General features: G+C 62.6%; 13 protein-coding genes and 1 pseudogene. 5 read left to right on the plus strand and 9 right to left on the minus strand.

What is annotated here, in order from left to right:
* Window positions 1–145 (plus strand): annotated as a pseudogene (locus DK366_RS20245) (IS30 family transposase); the annotation flags it as partial.
* A 103-nt stretch (window positions 146–248) separates the two neighbouring features.
* A complete protein-coding gene (locus DK366_RS20250; RefSeq protein ID WP_109127371.1) occupies window positions 249–596 on the plus strand; it encodes a hypothetical protein in 348 nt (115 codons plus the stop codon).
* Between the two features lie 818 nt (window positions 597–1,414).
* Here DK366_RS20250 and DK366_RS20255 read toward each other — a convergent pair.
* Entirely contained in the window at window positions 1,415–1,963 is a 549-nt protein-coding gene (locus DK366_RS20255) for a lipocalin-like domain-containing protein (RefSeq protein ID WP_109127372.1), read from the minus strand.
* A 138-nt stretch (window positions 1,964–2,101) separates the two neighbouring features.
* On the opposite strand from DK366_RS20255, the gene DK366_RS20260 reads away from it, so the two are divergent.
* The 3 genes from DK366_RS20260 (at window position 2,102) to DK366_RS20270 (ending at window position 4,082) form a co-directional block, all read left to right on the plus strand.
* Window positions 2,102–3,025, plus strand: coding sequence for a LysR family transcriptional regulator (locus tag DK366_RS20260; protein WP_109127396.1), 924 nt, complete (start codon window positions 2,102–2,104; stop codon window positions 3,023–3,025).
* A 123-nt stretch (window positions 3,026–3,148) separates the two neighbouring features.
* Window positions 3,149–3,679, plus strand: a complete 531-nt coding sequence (locus tag DK366_RS20265) for a hypothetical protein (RefSeq protein ID WP_109127373.1) — start codon at window positions 3,149–3,151, stop codon at window positions 3,677–3,679.
* A 61-nt stretch (window positions 3,680–3,740) separates the two neighbouring features.
* Window positions 3,741–4,082 carry a ribonuclease E inhibitor RraB gene (locus DK366_RS20270; RefSeq protein ID WP_109127374.1) on the plus strand — a complete coding sequence of 114 codons (342 nt, stop codon included), beginning with the start codon at window positions 3,741–3,743 and terminating at the stop codon, window positions 4,080–4,082.
* A gap of 54 nt (window positions 4,083–4,136) precedes the next feature.
* Here the strand turns inward: DK366_RS20270 and DK366_RS20275 are convergent, their stop codons facing one another.
* The 8 genes from DK366_RS20275 to DK366_RS20310 all read right to left on the minus strand — a co-directional run bounded on the left by DK366_RS20275 (window position 4,137) and on the right by DK366_RS20310 (window position 16,036).
* Window positions 4,137–4,847, minus strand: coding sequence for an rRNA pseudouridine synthase (locus DK366_RS20275; RefSeq protein ID WP_109127375.1), 711 nt, complete (start codon window positions 4,845–4,847; stop codon window positions 4,137–4,139).
* An 85-nt stretch (window positions 4,848–4,932) separates the two neighbouring features.
* Window positions 4,933–5,103, minus strand: coding sequence for a hypothetical protein (locus DK366_RS21325; protein ID WP_157956636.1), 171 nt, complete (start codon window positions 5,101–5,103; stop codon window positions 4,933–4,935).
* A gap of 73 nt (window positions 5,104–5,176) precedes the next feature.
* Window positions 5,177–6,076, minus strand: coding sequence for a hypothetical protein (locus DK366_RS20280; RefSeq protein ID WP_109127376.1), 900 nt, complete (start codon window positions 6,074–6,076; stop codon window positions 5,177–5,179).
* A 210-nt stretch (window positions 6,077–6,286) separates the two neighbouring features.
* Window positions 6,287–7,123 carry a sulfotransferase gene (locus DK366_RS20285; RefSeq protein WP_109127377.1) on the minus strand — a complete coding sequence of 279 codons (837 nt, stop codon included), beginning with the start codon at window positions 7,121–7,123 and terminating at the stop codon, window positions 6,287–6,289.
* A gap of 51 nt (window positions 7,124–7,174) precedes the next feature.
* Window positions 7,175–8,182, minus strand: coding sequence for a LacI family DNA-binding transcriptional regulator (locus DK366_RS20290; protein WP_109127378.1), 1,008 nt, complete (start codon window positions 8,180–8,182; stop codon window positions 7,175–7,177).
* A gap of 16 nt (window positions 8,183–8,198) precedes the next feature.
* A complete protein-coding gene (locus DK366_RS20295) occupies window positions 8,199–10,871 on the minus strand; it encodes a sugar-binding domain-containing protein (RefSeq protein WP_232821135.1) in 2,673 nt (890 codons plus the stop codon).
* Between the two features lie 46 nt (window positions 10,872–10,917).
* On the minus strand, window positions 10,918–12,306 hold the full coding sequence (locus DK366_RS20300; RefSeq protein ID WP_109127380.1) for an APC family permease: 1,389 nt from the start codon (window positions 12,304–12,306) through the stop codon (window positions 10,918–10,920).
* Between the two features lie 523 nt (window positions 12,307–12,829).
* Window positions 12,830–16,036 carry a TonB-dependent receptor gene (locus DK366_RS20310; RefSeq protein WP_109127382.1) on the minus strand — a complete coding sequence of 1,069 codons (3,207 nt, stop codon included), beginning with the start codon at window positions 16,034–16,036 and terminating at the stop codon, window positions 12,830–12,832.
* Window positions 16,037–16,089: the final 53 nt, after the last annotated feature.

Raw genomic sequence — 16,089 nt, forward strand, 5'->3', positions numbered from 1 at the left:
TTTCCCTAAAGGCACTGACCTGTCAGGCATCTCGCAAGCTAAGCTTGATGCTGTTGCACGACAGCTCAATGAGCGGCCGCGCCAAACGTTGGACTTCGATACGCCGGCCGAACGATTCCAGCAATGTGTTGCGTTGACCGGCTGAAGTCGCAACCCAAAGCGGACATTGTCATAGAACGAAGAATCCCAGTGCGACAAGGTCTTGGTCGGGCAAATTGTGCATGCCGATTTGAACGTTGAGGAATGTCATGCGTACGGTGACGGTTGATCAGTTCGAGTTTGAAGATCCTCAGACCGAAGAGCACCTTGAGATCGCGATCGCATCCCGCGCCCGATTTCCGTTTCCTGATGCCGAGAGCTTTCTTTTGTCTCGGGTGGAATCCGAGGTCATAGCGAAGGCGGGCGATACCGTTAAGTTCGATGCGTCGTTGGGCTACGGGTTGGTGCGCGAATACTTGCAGCGTTTTGCAGGCATTGAGCTGCCCGTGGATTGCGCTTGGCCCACGCATGTTCTAGAAGATGGCCCGGACACATGGGAGCTGGTTCTCACAGCCCCGGACTCGTTCATTCACTATGTCTGGACCACGTCGGCATAGCCGAAGGAAGCGACTGGCTAGGTCCGCTTTCGACCCAAAGCAGACATTCCACCGATAAGCCCATGCCGCTTCGCCTAGTCGTACGAAACGACACCTCGTGCACTACCACCCAACGCGCCAACGGATCGCGCCGCGTGGCGATGAATCCCTACATATCGGCCGGTCGGCCTTTGCTACGTTCGTCGTGTTGCTCGCGGGGTCTTCGGACGGGGTTTGCGAGTGGCCGCAGCAGCAGTGCTGTGAGTAGCGCGGGCCGCATGGGCTGGCACCCATACGACCCGCTGACCATCACCAACTAACAGAGAGTTGACTATGGCTACGCCGGATCATACGGCACGCGTACGCGCGTCTTTCCTGCAAGACGACTACCTCGCTTCCATCCCCGACAGTTCGCATAGGGCGAAGCTGACACGGCACCCGCGCGGCACCGCGCCTCCCGCACTCTCGACCCGCTTAGGTGACAACCGTGTTGTCCATGGACGGCGACGTGTGACTCTGCATGCAACACATCAGGGACGGCATGCAGGGACGGGCGGATCATCGATGAGCACGAGGCCGGTTATCACGGCTGGCGCGAGCCGCGCATGGCGCTATCGGTACGAGGAAGCGGCCAGCCACAGGCTGGCGTGAGGTTGTCGCAAGTCCGTTGATCGCCCCTGTGGCGCACCGTGATGCATGCGGTGCGCCACACCCAGGATGAAGCTTCGCGCTTTTCTGCGCAGGCACTCGGGCGTGTCTGGGGCTCGATCACGCAAGCATGCTCGACAGCGGCGCACGTATGGCCTGGGCCATGCATCCATGCCGCGATGGAACAGACCTTAGGAACGCACGCGACGCCACACCACTTCGCCATGTGCACCTTCGGCTGCGCCGCTCGATGGCTTGGCCACGCGATACGTCAGTTCGTCACCGTTGATGCTGTAACTGGTGTCGCCGCTTTTTCCGTCCCAGTTGGGGTAGGAGGCGTGCAGGATCTCGCTGTGCATCATGGTGGCGTCGGCGCTGACGTGGCCGAAGTGCGCGTTGCTGTCCATGGCGGCGGCGCGGTATTCGTCGGGCGTGCCCTTGGATTTGTCGTTCGCCGCGAACGGCATGCGCTTGGCGCGCACCATTTGCATCATGTAATCGCCCTGGGCATCGATAAGCCACATGCCCTGCGGGTTGGGGCCGTACAGCTCCACGCGGTGGCCGTCGGGGTAGACGTTGTCACAGCTGACCAGCGTCCAGGCGCCCACCAGTTCCTTCGGCACCATGGCGCTGTTGGCGCCGGCTTTCATGTCCGTCGCCGGACCGGAAGCAGTGGCCAGGCCTGGCGCTGTCACGGTGGCGGCGAGAAGGGCGAGCAGCAAAAGTCGTTTGCGGAACATGGCGACACCTTGGGTGTGTGAGGTGCTGGGATCGTCACTTGGGCGTTCCCTTTTGATAATGGGTCTGGATATTTATTGACCTTCAAATGGCGTTTGAAGATGATCGGTGCCGAGCCCTCCGCGCCTGGGACCGGACCCATGAATCGCCTGAGCGATATGCAGCTTCTTGTCGATGCAGCCGACCTCAGCAGCCTTTCGGCAGCGGGTCGTCGGGCAGGGCTTTCGCCGGCCGCCGCCAGTGCGTGCCTGCAACGCGTGGAAACCCAGCTGGGCGCGCGACTGTTCGAACGAACCACACGCGAACTGCGGTTGACCGACGAAGGGCGCATCTACATTGCGTCGTGTCGAACCGCCATCGACACCATGCGGGAAGCCGAGCTGGCGGTACGCAGCGGCACGGCAGGCGTCAGCGGAACCTTGCGGGTGTCGGCGCCCTCGGACCTGGGGCGCAACCTGCTGGTGCACATACTCGACAGCTTCATGCATCTGCATCCGGAGGTGCGCGTTGTGCTGACGCTGTCCGATTCGCTGTCGCGTTTCGTGCCGGACGATATCGATGTCGCCATTCGCGTCGGGCCGCTGGAAAACAGCGATCTGGTCGCGCGTCATCTGGCCGACAGCTGGCGCGTGGTTTGTGCGTCGCCCGCGTGCATCGCCACGCATGGCATGCCGGGGCAACCGGAAGACCTTGCCGACCTTCCCACGCTGGTGTTGACCACCAATGCCGGGCCGCGGAATGAATGGCGTCTTGGCGACACGGTGGTACGCGTGCGCCGATATCACGAGTGCACCGACAGCGAAGTGATACGCACCTGGGCTGTGCTTGGGCACGGCTTTGCTTACCGGCAGCTCTGGGCGGTAACGGCGGACGTGCGCGAAGGGCGCCTGGTGTTGGTCAACGCGCCTGCCTGGTCGGGGCCGTCGCCTATCCATGCGATGTATCACCCCAACGTTTTCCAGCCGCCGCGCGTGCGTCGTTTCGTCGACTTTTTGCATGCCGAGTTTGCGCGGCGGCTTTCAGCGCAGCCGGGCGACGTCACCGGGTTTTCGACGACAGGCTGATCGCGATCCGTCGTCGTTGTAACCGTGGTGGGGCGCCGCTACAGTCGCCCGACAAAGGGGCTCGTGCATGTGATGACGAGAAGAAGGGCGCACCGCAGAGTGCGCAGACTGCGGAACACAACCATGTCTCAGTTCTTTCGGTACGTGCTGGGCGCCGTGGCGGCGCTGGGGTTTGTGCTTTCCCTCGCCGTGCACATCCAGGCGTTGATGGGCAGGGATGTGGCGTCGTCCGTGCCGGCCGTATGGATGCTCCATCTCGGCATTTTTGTTGTCTTCCTTCCGTTCGTCCTTTTGAGCCGGAAAGACTTCAAGGGCGCACGTTCGGCGCTGGATCTGGCCAAAGGTTTGCCACTGTGGGTTGCGGCGTTGGGCGGCGTTATCTTCGTGTACGCCTTGATGAACTTCGTCGTGTTCATGGTGCACACCGATGGCGGCAATCCCGTTTTCGAAGACGGCAAATACCTTCTCATGCAGCATGGCAAGCTGATCCGGGAGATCACCGCATCCGAGTTTGCCGCGTTCCAGGCCAACGAGCTGCGTGGTTTTTCGGGTCACTGGCTGGTGTTCTATTTCGTACCAGCGGCTTACTTCCTGTTCTGGAAACGCGACGCGCAGGCGTTATCGTCATCGACGCTTGTCGACAAGGCCGGTTGAGAACGATGCAGCCGATCACACGCGCAGCCGAAAATAACCGTGACAAGGCGAGGACAACGCAATGAGCAACGAAATGAATTTCCCGGACGACGAGAACGGTCAGGTACTGCGCCAGATGGCGGAGCAGGGTGATGATCTTTCCGTACCGCGCGAGATCGACTTCGCGGTGATCTTTCCCACGGAAGAGGCTGCGTTGAAGTTCGCGCTGCGCCTGCTGAAGAACGGACAGAAAGTGTCGTTCTCCGAATACGAAGAGAACGACGAGTTGCCTTGGCAGGTGCTGGCACATCCCTTCATGGTGCCCACGCACGAGAATATTTCGGGTTACGAAGACCTGCTGGCGCAGGAAGCCGCCACGCTCGATGGCCGCAGTGACGGCTGGGGATGTGAAGTCCAGTCCTGAGTGCTCGGGTGCAGCGCTGTGGAGCGACGTGTTTCGCGGCGCTTGCGGTACGCGTCAGAACCGATCAGTGCTGCTCAGGTAGCGCCACTGTCCCGGCTGCAGTTTGGACATGGGAATGCGGCCAATGCGGATGCGCTTGATTGCCAGCACGTTCAGCCCGACAGCGTTGCACATGCGCTCGACCCTGTCGGGCGCGATGCGTTTCAGGGCAAAGCGAAGGTTGTGTTCGTTCTGCCAGCTCACCTTGATGGGCGGCAACGCGTAGTTGTCGAAGGTGAGTCCGTGGTTGAGCAACGCCAGGCCGTTGGGTGCCAGCTTTCCGGACACTTCCACCACCACTTCCTGCTCGATGCGGTCAAAGTCGTCTTCCAGGCGGCGCTTGACGCGCCAGTCCTGCGTGAACACGGTCAGGCCGCTCGCCTTGTCGGGCAGCGGCAGCAGCGCTTCGAGACGAGCGAAGTGTCGCTTGAGCATGCGCACGCCCGAGGCGTCTTCCTCGGCATGGCTTTCCGGGCCAATCATGGCGCGAGCCTGGTCGACGGTGGCGCCGGCAGGTTTGTGGAACACCAGCGTGGCGGGTTCCGTGGCTTCCAGTTGGGCGTGCGGATCGATCTCGATGTGTTGATCCAGCACCTTGAATTGCGGCTCTTCCACGGTGACGCCATCCACGCGCACCCAGCCGCCTTCGATATACATTTCCGCTTCGCGCCGTGAGCACTGGGCCATGGCGGCGACACGTTTGGCGAGGCGTACAGGTTCGTTCATTGGCGTTGCCATGCATTCAATGGCGTCATTATAGGGGTGGCTTCGAGACCGCGCCGTCGAGTGCGACCGTCGCCGCGCGGCAGGGCTAGTGTTTGCCGATGCGCCAGCAGGCTTCGAGAAACATGCGTTGCTCCCGCTCGTTGTCGATTTCCGGGGCGACACGCCGGGCAATGACCTCCAGATCGTCACCGCTTTGCGCGGCACGACGTACCAGGTGCGCCGCTATGTGGCCAATGTGCCTGGCCAGCTTGGTCACCGGCAGCCGAAGGTGTGCTGCAGCCGGCGGGCATCACGCCACGCCGGCGACCTTCAAAGGAAGTGCGCGGCGATCAGGCTGCCGTCACCTGGACCAGGTCGGGAACGACGTCATCGTCGCAGACATCGCGCCACAGGTGATACATGGCTCCGAACCCTACGGTGAATGCCGTCAGTAACACGGCGATGTAAATCGGAATGATCAGCACCAGGGCCAGCCACGGGGCCACGAGCTTGCCGACCAGGGCGAGCACAAGCACGACGAGGGCCATCGCGATGGTGACGACGATCCAGGCCAGCAGGACGCTCAACGCGAATACCAGCAGGGGCAGCGCATTCTTCAGCGCACCGATCAGGCCATCACTCATGGCGCTGATCACACTGCGTTGACGCAAGGCGACCTGGCCAAGGCTGATGGCGTAGAAGCCCATCATCAAAAGGCCGAGCAGCATGAACAACGTCACCGTGATCCCGAACCCCGCAGGCAATGCAGGTGGCAGCTGGTGGCTGGCTTGGGCAGCGATGGCCTGCATGTACCAACCGACGATGCTGCCCCCGGTCGCGGCGAGGATCAAGCCAAAGAAGACCATGTAAACCACAAACATCGCCACGCCGTAACCGATCAGACGCCATGCGTTGCCGTCCCGGTACGGCTTGAAGATGTCGGACGCGCGGGACGGCAATCCACGCTCGGCCGCATCGACCAGCTGCAGGTAACCCGCATAGAGCGGAATGAGGGCCAGGCCGAACAGCATCGAGAACACCATGCTCCCGATAAAGATGATCGGGCTCGGCGGTGTGCCGGCGCTCATGGCGTGATACTGGAACGGCATCGTGATCAGCGTCGGCAAAAAGCAGGCCACCAACAAAAGCGCTGCCCCGCCGAGCAATGGTTTTGGATGGCTAAAGGCTGCGTTGAAGCCGTTCTTCAGCCACCCGAAGCCGGCGGCCGGGCCTTTGGATCGTGTCGTCATGCATGGTCCCCTGTGGTTGTGCTGCTCGATCAAATGCGATCTTACGTTCGAATCGGACGGCTGTAGATCGGGTAGATCCCCCTGGCGATCGTTCCGTCCGGGGCATGGCGGCCCTCGCTTGCTCCTCCCATCCCGTTTGGACTTTACCTTGTTGCAGATACGACGAAGGCCGCAACGGCGGCCTTCATGCGCAATGGGAATGACGCCCACTCAGACGATGGTGACCTGGTTGATGTTGTTCTTGGGGTCCATCCAGAACGCTTCGTTGGCGAAGCGGCCGAACACTTCACGCGGCAGGATGGGCTGGCGTTCGATCGACTCCACCTTCGGACGAACGGAATGCAGGCCGGGCATGCCGACGCGGGCATCGAATTCGTTCGCGTTGTATTCGATGTGGTCGAAATCGTGCTCGAACCAGGGTTCGCCCAGGAATTGATAAACCGCACGCACGGCGGTGGCCGGGTCCCGCACCAGGCTTTCGTAGGTCAGCAGCATCAGGTGATCCTGCGCATGCGGGCCGTAGAACGCTTCCTTGGTGGCCTGGTAGGCAAAACCCACCATGCCGCGCGGATCGGTAAGTGCTTCGACGCGTGAGTACACCGTGGTGTTGGTATCGAAACGGAACACCTTGCTGACGCTCACCGGCTGCTTGCGCACAAGCCGTTCCATGCTGTCGAGCACCCACGCCAGCTGGCGCACGCACGCGATGACCTTCACGCCGGGGAACAGCGTGTCCAGCAGCTGCATGCGGCTGCACCACAGGCGGCTGGTGTCGAACACCACGCTGGCGGTCGCATCCACCGAGTAGAAGTTCTCGATAAGTCCGCGCAACAGGGCAACGCGCTGCTCGTCGGAGACATCGAACGAGAAATCGTTCTTGCTGCTGGCTTCGGCAATCACCACGCCCATGATGTCGGCCAGCGGACTGGTCATGCCGGCGCGAAAGCGCGGGTTCTGGTTGAGGATGGCTGCGAGCAGCGTGGTGCCGGCGCGCGGCAGCCCGGAGATGAAGTGGAACTTCCGTGGCGGGTTGCTGGCGTCGGGCATGGTCGCTAGTTCCTTTCGATGAATGGCATGCGCTGAAAGATAGCGCGCAAATCAGGGTGCGGGGGCAGTGGATGCGCGCATGCGCATCTCGTAGCCCACTTCCACCATGGTGGCTTCGCCCTTGCCGAGCACGCGAAGCAGCAGTTCTTCGGTGGCGCGCTTGCCCATGTCGCGCACGGGTTGGTGCACGGTGGTCAGCAGCGGCCACACCTGAGTCGCGATGGTGGTGTCGTCGAAGCCACAGATGGAAACGTCGCCAGGAACCGATACGCCGGCTTCGGCGGCTGCCCATATGGCACCGACGGCCATGTCGTCGTCGGCCGCGAAAATGGCGGTGGGCCGGTTTTTCAGGGCGAGCAGGCGGCGGGCCGCGTCCACGCCCGATTCAAAGGAGAACTGGCCCTGCACCATGTAGGCGGGGTTTTCCTTCAGTCCCGCGCGCTCCAGGCCATCGCGGTAGCCGGCGAGGCGCCAGATGCCGGCGCCGTGCTTGGGGTCGCCCAGGATGTGGGCAATGCGTCGGTGGCCCAGTGATACCAAGTGATCCACCATCGCCGCCGCGGCTTCACGTTCGCGCAGCATCACGCCGATGCAACCCTTGGGCTGGCGTGGCGCGATGGAGGCAAACGGGATGTCGCTGTTGCGCAGATGGTCGAGCAGTTTCTTGTGGTCGGTGATGGGCGGCGTCAGGATCAGCCCGTCGGGTTGATGCCGGGAAATGAAGCCTTCGACGCGTTCCACGAAATCCGGCGCCGTGGACACCAGCGGCTGCACTGTCATGCTGTACTGCTTCGCCTCGCACGCTTCCAGCACGCCGGCCTGGACTTCCATGATGTAGCTCGGCGACAAGTTGTCGTAGAGCAGGCCGATCATGAAGGAACGGTTGGTTGCCAGGCTGCGCGCCGAGGTGAGCGGGCGGTAGTTGAGCCTGGTGACGGCCGCCATCACGCGTTCGCGCACTTCGTCGCGAACGTTGGGCTCGTTGTTGAGCACCCGCGATACGGTCTTCTTCGAGGTGTCCGAGGCCCGGGCGACGTCGTTGATGGTCACGCGCGACATGGAGGCCTCTGCGTCTTCAATGATCGGTTCCGTGCGTGGCGCCCGCCGCAACGCTCTGGGGTGAAACGTTCCACCCGCTCACTTCGACGACAGGCTCGTCCGTTCCCTGCGCTGCATAGCGCGCGGTGAGAACGATGGATTCGCCCGGCCAAAGCGTCACGTCATTGTCAGACCAGCGTATGGGCAGTGCAAGGTCGCCCTTGGCCTTCTGCCGGATCGACACATGCTGGAACAGCGCGACGGTTTTGGACGAGGAGGGCACGGAGAGCGTGACGGTGGTGACGTTGTCGTTGCCTTCGCGCTGCGTGGTGGCGTGGACCTCACTCGTTGCCGCCGGCAGCGAGGTGAGCGCCGTCAGGTCACCGTACTGCTTCAACGGGGTGAGATACCAGTTGGACTTCGCCCAGTCGAGCACGTCCTGCTTGGTGGACAGCCAGTACACGTTGCGGCTGACCGGCTTGCCGTCGGCGGAGGCAAGGTCGAGTTCGACGAAGTAGGTGGGCGACAGTCCGGCGACGGCTGGCAGTGTCGTCAGCTGCTTCGTGCGGTTGCCGGCAAGGTCGATGCCCTGCAACTGCTTCTCGTAGCGCACGCTGCCGTCCAGGTTGCGCACGCGGACGTGCGCCTGCAAACCATGCACATCATCCAGCGCGTGATTCACCAGCACGATGTCCTTCGAATCGTACGAGTACTGGATATGCACCAGCTCGTTGGCCTTCTTGGCACCGAAATAGGCGCCGGCCGGATTCATGAAGTAGTCGTACAGGTGCCAGTGCAGGGAAGGCCACGCGTTGTTGAGCATCCAGTAGATGACGCCGGTGGCGGGCTTGGCGGCATCCATGCGCGCGTTGAACGCTTCGAACTGCGCGCGCACGTTGTCGTAGTTGTCGAGCTGCGCCTTGGCCACGTAGTCGGCAAGACTGGTGGGTGCGCCGTAGCGGGCGGCCAGCGCGTTGTCGAACGGCGTGAGCACGGCGAATTCCGACCAGTCCGCCGAGGCGTGATATTGCCGCGCATTCGGGTATTTCCAAAGCGCTTCCTGCTCCTGCGGACCAAGCATGTGCTGCACGTCTTCCAGTCGCGGAATGTCGGCGCCGGCACTCACTTCCGAGTCGAAGCCGAATGCGCCGCCGAGCTTGTCGGCGTACCAGTAGCTCGGCGGAATCCAGTCGTACGGGCCGGCCATCTTCATGCCCGATGGGCCGGTTTCAGCGGTGCCCTGGTCGGCCGCTGCCGAGATGATCGGCAGCGACCAGTCTTCCGCACGCAACGTATCGACGTACATCTTGGCGATGGGCGGCGGTGGTGCGTTGTCGCTGCCGATGTAGAAGCCGATCACCGAGGGATGATTGCGAAGCAGGCGCGCTTCGCTGGCCATGGAATCCTGCGCCACCTTCATGTCGGCGGCCGTCCAGGTCGAGCCCCCGGTCTTGGCGGCGGACTCCCACTTGTCGCAGCACTCCCAGCCTGCCAGCACCATGATGCCGTTCTGGTCCGCCAGCTCGTAGAAGCGCGGGTTTTCCAGCTTGCCTTCGCTGCGGATGGTGTTGAGGCCCATGTTGACCACGTAACTGAATTCCGCGTCCATGCGCGCGGGGTCGTCGCGCAGGAACATGTCCGGTGCCCAGCCGCCACCACGGATCAGCAAGGGCTTTCCGTTGACGAAAAACTGGCGGTAGCCCTGCCGGGTCAGGCTGGACGTGACACTGCGGATGCCAAACGATGATGCGGCGTGGTCGGACGTGGCGCCGTCGACGGCCGCCGTCATCTCCAGCTGATAGAGCGGGTGCTCGCCCATGCCGAGCGGCCACCAGATCTTCGGGTGATCCAGCGCAAGTCCTGGCGTAGTGCTGGGCGTAAACGACACGACCTGCGTCTGCCCGGGTGCAAGATGCACGGTCTGCTGCAGGGGCACGCCTGCCGCGGTGCCGGTGATGGTGGCGTCATGAGCCACGGTGTCCAGGTTCTTTGCGGTCACTTTCACCGTGAGCGTGGCGCGCGAAAGATCGGGCAGGGACAGTGTGGAAAGCGCTTCGGGAAAACTCAGCGAGACCGGCCCGGTCTGCGCGATGTCCACGCCGCGCCACGGGCCCATGTTGTTGTCCGGCGGCGTGGGGTTCCAGTCCACCCAGCCAATCGACAGGCTGGTGCGCGGATCGGCCGGGTACACCTGCATGGCAAGGATGTTGGTGCCCGCATGCACCCAGCGCGTTACGTCGAGCTCGTGCACGGGATAGGCGCCGGCGAGTTCGCCGTGGTCGGCCACCTGATGACCGTTCACCCACACATCCGCGCTGGAGATCATGCCGTTGGTGTGCAGCAGCGTGTGCTTGCCGGCGGCATCTTTCGACAGCGTGAATTCGGTGCGATACCACCACGGCGTCACGAACAGGTTGCCGCTGGATTCGGGCACCTGCACCGCGCGCAGGTTGTCGCTGAAGAACACGTCATTGTTCTTGAACGCGTGATTTTCCAGCAGGCCGGCCATCACGGTGGCCTTGCCGCTCACGGGGAGCCACTCTTTGGTGGCATAGCCGGTGGCGGAAATATCCGCACCGCTTTGCTGCGCCTTCGCGCTGTCCTGGATCAGCCAGTGGTTGATGGCGGTGACGGAGCCGCTGTCGGCCGGCACCCTGGTCGCCACGTACGAGGTCTGCGTGTGTGCATCCGGCGCGACGAAAAGCGCCATGGTGACCATCATTCCCAATGCGTGTTTGGCTGGCGTCTGCATGATGTCACGGCTTCCCGAGATAGGTTTCGTGTACTTCCACCGGCGCAAACGGCCAGGATTGATTGAGGCGAGCCCAGACCGCAAACACCACCAGTCCCGCAGCGATCCACAGGCCCGAGAGGATCAGCGACAGCGTGGAGGCGGACACGTACACATACACCCAGCCCCCCAGCGCGATGATGCAAGGCACCGGATAAAGCCATTGCTTGTACGGCCGCTCAAGGTTGGGCTGGCGCTTGCGCAGCACGATCAATGCGGCGATCTGTGCGATGGACTGCACGATGATGGTCGCCGCCAGCAGCATGTTGATGACTTCGGTAAGGTCGAAGAACGTGCCGATGGCCGTGACCACGCCCATCACGATCAGCGCCACATGCGGAAAGCCATGTCGTGCATGCAGCCGTGCAAACACCGACAGGAACACCTTGTCCTGCGCGGCCTGGAACGGCACGCGCGACCCGCCAAGCAGTCCGGTGAACACCGAGGCGAACGCGGTGATGATGATCAGGATGGTCATGACCGCCGCTGCGGCATGTCCCCAGCTGCGTTCCACCACCAGCGAGGCGACCGACTTGGACTGGGCGATCTCCTGCCACGGCGCAACACCCATCACACTGATGTTGAGCATCAGGTACACCACCATCATCGCCATCACCGAAATGATGATGGAGCGGGGCATGGTGCGACCGGGATCGCGCAGCTCATCGCCGATGTAGGCCGTGGTGTTGTAGCCGAGGTAATCGTAGATGCCGATGATCAGGCCGGCGCCCAGGCCCACGAAGAAATGACCGCCAAACGTGTCGGGCGGGAAGGCAAAGGCGAATCCCGGGTTGAAGTGCGAGAAGCCTGCCGCCGCCACGCCGACGATGGACACCAGCATCACCACCCACAACCCCACGGTAATCGCGCGCACCGATTCGATGCGCCGATAAAGCAGCCACGTGACGAGTGCGGTGGCGGCCACGCCAACGAGATGCACTGGCCACCAGCCCAGGCCCGGGAAGAAGAATTCCAGATACTCCACCATGCCGATGATGCCGGTGGACATGAGCAACGGAATCGCCAGCAGCATGGTCCAGATGAAAAGGAACGGCATCAGCTTGCCGGTGCGGTACTGGAACGCTTCGCGCAGATAGACGTACGTGCCGCCGGAACCAGGCATCGCCGCGCCAAGTTCAGCCCAGACCAGCCCATCGGCCATCGCCAGGATGGCACCCGCGATCCAGCCAATGATGGCCTGCGGCCCACCCATCGCCGCGACCATGATGGGAATGGTGATGAACGGCCCGATGCCGCACATCTGCGTCATGTTGATCGCGGTTCCCGAGAACACGCCGATGGAACGATGGAAGGCGTTGTCGCGAGCGGGCGAGGGCGTGCTGGAGTCGGGCATGCGTGGGTGTCGTTTGGTGGGCGGCGGTGTGGGCGAAGTGATGGGTGGCGTGATGGGTCGCGTTACGGGTGAGGCTACTTTGAAATCGTGTCCAACCTACCCCTCACCGTCATCCCTACGAAAGCAGGGATCCAGCTAAAACGCCGAGCTATCACTTCCCTCACCGTCATTCCCGCGAAGGCGGGAATCCAGCGCCTTTGTGTGCCGGGAAAGGCACTGGATTCCCGCCTGCGCGGGAATGACGGTGAGGGTTTTCAGGTGTTTCCATACAACGTTGAGTCGATTTCGACACTCGACACTCGCTGCTGACTGCGCACGCCGAACATGAACATGCACCCATCGAACGTCGAGTCTCCACTTTCCTCACCGTCATCCCCGCGAAGGCGGGGATCCAGCGCCTTTGTGTGCCGGGAAAGGCACTGGATGACCGGCCCTTCGGCCGTTGAAAAGCGCCTCCCGCCTTCGCGGGAATGACGGTGAGGGGCATCAAGCACTTCTACTACGTTGAATCGGTTTCAACCCCTTACCACTGACCACGCACGCCGAGCATGAACATACGCTCGGAGAACGTCGAGTGGCCCGGCTGGTCCGGCCACACCAGGTAGTACTTCTGGTACTCGTTGGTGAGGTTGGTGCCGTCCAGGAATACTTCGGCGTACTTGCTGAACTTGTACGACACCGACGCATCGAGGTACTTCTGCGGCGCCTCGTACATTTCCAGGCCAGTGATGCCGCCCACGCTGTCCATCACGGCGCGACGCGAACGGTAGTTGTACGCCACGCGAGCCTGGAAGTGATCGTCCTGGTACCACAGGATGAAGTTGCCGGACTTGGTGGAGTTGTCCTGGAACGGGATCTTCTTGCCGGCCAGGTCCGTTTCGCCCGAGTTGCTGGGCGCATACGTCGCGTTGATTTCCATACCCGTCTTCGACAGGAAGCTCGGCAGGAAGGTGAAGCCCTGGCGATAGTCGAACTCGGCGCCGTGGATGGAGTTGCCCGTGCCCTGCACCGGCTGGGTGATCACGATGCAGTGATCGCGCACCACGCCATCTTCGTCGGGCAGCGTACAGTTGGTCACGCTGCCGTTCTTGATGAAGCTGTCCACGTTGATGCGGAACAGCGCCAGGCTGAGCATGCTTGTTTCGTTGATGTAGTACTCGGCCGAGGCACCGAAGTTGGTGGAACGCCACGGGTTGAGGTTCGGGTTGCCGGTCGAGGTACCGTTGGACACGCGGAAGATCGGGCCCTCCGGTGTTTCCGCCAGCGAGTAGTTGAGCTGGAGACCGCCGCCCCACGTGCTCAGGTCCAGCGGCATCATGTTCTTGGAGTAGGCCAGTCGCACCTTGAAGCTGTCGGTGACATCCAGCGCGAAGTTGGCCGACGGCAGCACGTCCTGATAGCTGCGCTTGGTGGTCGCCGTGCCCACATCTTCCGGCTCGTCGCCGTAGGCACCCGGATCGCCACTCAAGTGCTGCGTCACGTCCAGGTTGGTGTGGATGAGGCGCACGCCGATGTTGCCGCTGAATGGCATGTCCCACATCGTGCCGTTGTAGTCGCCCTGCAGGTAACCGGAAAGCTCCTTCAGGCGCACAGCCCACGTCGTGCCGGGTTCGGCCACCTGCTGCGTTCCGGGATAGAGCGAGTTCCAGAAAGCGATGGGGTTGACCATCGCGTTGGGGTCGATCGCCCAGAAGTTGATGCCCGAGCCGAGCAGGTTGTTGTACTGCTTGAAGTTGCTCGACAGCGGCGAGGCCGTGTTGGGCATCGAAATGGCGGACAGGGGACCGGCGCGGAAATAGCCCTGGTCGTTGCCGGCCGTACACGAGCCGGTGTTCAACACCACGTCGGCGCCCACGTAGCGCACCAGACATCCGTTCGGATCGCTTGCGCCCATGCCGGCGTAGACCGGCGCTTCCAGCGTCCAGCCCTGGTTGTCGGCACTGCGGATGCTGTTGCGTACGCCGAACTCCAGCTTGAAGCCGTCCTGGAAGTCGTACTTGCCGTCGAAGCGCAAGGCGTTGAGCGCGACCTGGCGGTCATAGTCGCCCGACGATTCCAGCGTCTTCATCGTCCAGTCGGCCGGGTTGGCAAAGTTCGCTGCCAGCGACGACGGCACATCCACCTTGATGTAGCGGCCATTGAAGTTGGCGATGATCGGCACCGTGTTCTGCGGAATGCCGTTCGCGTTGAACACGCGGTTGCCGCCCAGCTGTGCCGGGTAAACCATGGTGCCCGGCGGCACCGAGTTCGGGTCAACGCCATCCATCAGCACGTTGGGCCACAGCGCGCCGTCCGAGTCGGAAATGTTGACGTCGGTTTCCTGGTTCGACTGCGATGCCGTGTCGCGAATGCCGCGAACGCTCGCGGTGAACGGGCCACCGTTGTCGTAATCCAGCTGCAGGTTGAGGTTCTTGGCAACCGAACTCTTCTGGATGATCTGCGAATACGATTCCACGTCACCCGGCCACTTTTCGTACACCTGCGTGGTGTAGATCTGGGAGCCTTCCCAGCCCGGCTCCGGCGTGCCGTAGGAGCCGTACGCCGGCATGCCGGTGTTGCGCGACTGCAGCGGCACGTAGGTGGCGCCCTGCCAGTTGGTGGAGTTGAACTGGATGCCGACGTTGCGGTCGTACTCGCGCTGCGACGAATAGAAGTAATCGGCCGTGCCGGTCAATCCGCTGCCGAAGTCGAACTGGAACGATGCGTTGCCCGACTTGCGCTTGCGCTGGGTGATGATGTCGTTGAGGCCGATGTCCTGGCTGCCCATGAACACGCCGTTGGATTTCCCGTCGCCGTTGACGTCCACGCTGCCATCGGCGTTCTGCACGATCTTGGACGGAATCGGCGCGCCGTTCCACGGCGTCAGGAAGCCGTTGTAGCCGCCGGCGCTGGCGGCGTTCTCGCCGTTGAACACCACGCCGTACTGATCCAGGCCTTCGGTGGCGTTCATGCGACGGGTGTTGGAGAAGTCGCCGGAAATCAGCACGCCCCAGTGGCCGTCATCGTTGTACGAGATCAGGCCATTGCCTTCCGGCCCGGTGTGCTGGGTGGTGCTGCCGCGCTCACCGTTGGCCGAATAGCTGTACGTGAAGCCGCTGGGCAGATCCCACGGGCGATACGTATGCAGGTCGATGGCGCCGCTGATGCCGCCGTCGGTGGTGCTGGCCGTCGGCGACTTGATCACGTCCACGCCGTGGAACAGCGTCGAAGGCAGCATGGTGAAGTCCGGCTGCTGCGAGTCGATCTGGTCCGCCGTGATGAACACTTCGCCATTCAACATGGTGCCGACCTGCGGCAGGCCGCGCACGTCCACCGACGTACCCACGCCGGCATCGCGATTGATCTGCACGCCGGTAACACGCTGCAGCGAGTCGGTGATGGTGGTGTCGGGCAGGGCGCCGATGTTTTCCGCGGTAATGCTGTCCTGGATGTTGGCGGCATCGCGTTTCAGGTCGATGGCGCGGATCTGCGACGCGCGCACGCCGGACACATTCACCGCGCCCAGGTTCACGGCGTTCTTTTCCGCGTCACTGGTGTTGGCCGGCGCGTTCTTGGCGTCGGTTTTCTTGGCATCCGGCGCCGGTTGCGCCGGTGCGGTCTGCGCCGTGCTGGCCTGACCGTCCGCCTGTATATCGGCGAAGGTCGACGCTGCAGCCGACGTCGATACGACAGCGAACAACGACACGGTAATGGCAAAAGACAATGGATGTTTGCGAAGTACGGTGGACATGGGCTTTACCCTCGTTGGTGTTGCCGTCGAACCCCAGTTGCGCCGTGGAATGG

The sequence above is a fragment of the Dyella sp. C11 genome (genome assembly GCF_003121485.1).
In the GTDB taxonomy this organism is placed as follows: domain Bacteria; phylum Pseudomonadota; class Gammaproteobacteria; order Xanthomonadales; family Rhodanobacteraceae; genus Dyella.

Excerpts from the sequence above, each read along its gene's own strand:
- DK366_RS20295 (WP_232821135.1), bottom strand. The coding sequence starts at position 10,871 with ATGGCGCTTTTCGTCGCGCCGGATGCACACACGCAGACCTCGTACGTG.
- DK366_RS20300 (WP_109127380.1), bottom strand. The coding sequence starts at position 12,306 with ATGCCCGACTCCAGCACGCCCTCGCCCGCTCGCGACAACGCCTTCCAT.
- DK366_RS20265 (WP_109127373.1), top strand. The coding sequence starts at position 3,149 with ATGTCTCAGTTCTTTCGGTACGTGCTGGGCGCCGTGGCGGCGCTGGGG.
- DK366_RS20310 (WP_109127382.1), bottom strand. The coding sequence starts at position 16,036 with ATGTCCACCGTACTTCGCAAACATCCATTGTCTTTTGCCATTACCGTG.
- DK366_RS20285 (WP_109127377.1), bottom strand. The coding sequence starts at position 7,123 with ATGCCCGACGCCAGCAACCCGCCACGGAAGTTCCACTTCATCTCCGGG.
- DK366_RS20275 (WP_109127375.1), bottom strand. The coding sequence starts at position 4,847 with ATGAACGAACCTGTACGCCTCGCCAAACGTGTCGCCGCCATGGCCCAG.
- DK366_RS20250 (WP_109127371.1), top strand. The coding sequence starts at position 249 with ATGCGTACGGTGACGGTTGATCAGTTCGAGTTTGAAGATCCTCAGACC.
- DK366_RS20255 (WP_109127372.1), bottom strand. The coding sequence starts at position 1,963 with ATGTTCCGCAAACGACTTTTGCTGCTCGCCCTTCTCGCCGCCACCGTG.
- DK366_RS20280 (WP_109127376.1), bottom strand. The coding sequence starts at position 6,076 with ATGACGACACGATCCAAAGGCCCGGCCGCCGGCTTCGGGTGGCTGAAG.
- DK366_RS20290 (WP_109127378.1), bottom strand. The coding sequence starts at position 8,182 with ATGTCGCGCGTGACCATCAACGACGTCGCCCGGGCCTCGGACACCTCG.
- DK366_RS20270 (WP_109127374.1), top strand. The coding sequence starts at position 3,741 with ATGAGCAACGAAATGAATTTCCCGGACGACGAGAACGGTCAGGTACTG.
- DK366_RS20260 (WP_109127396.1), top strand. The coding sequence starts at position 2,102 with ATGAATCGCCTGAGCGATATGCAGCTTCTTGTCGATGCAGCCGACCTC.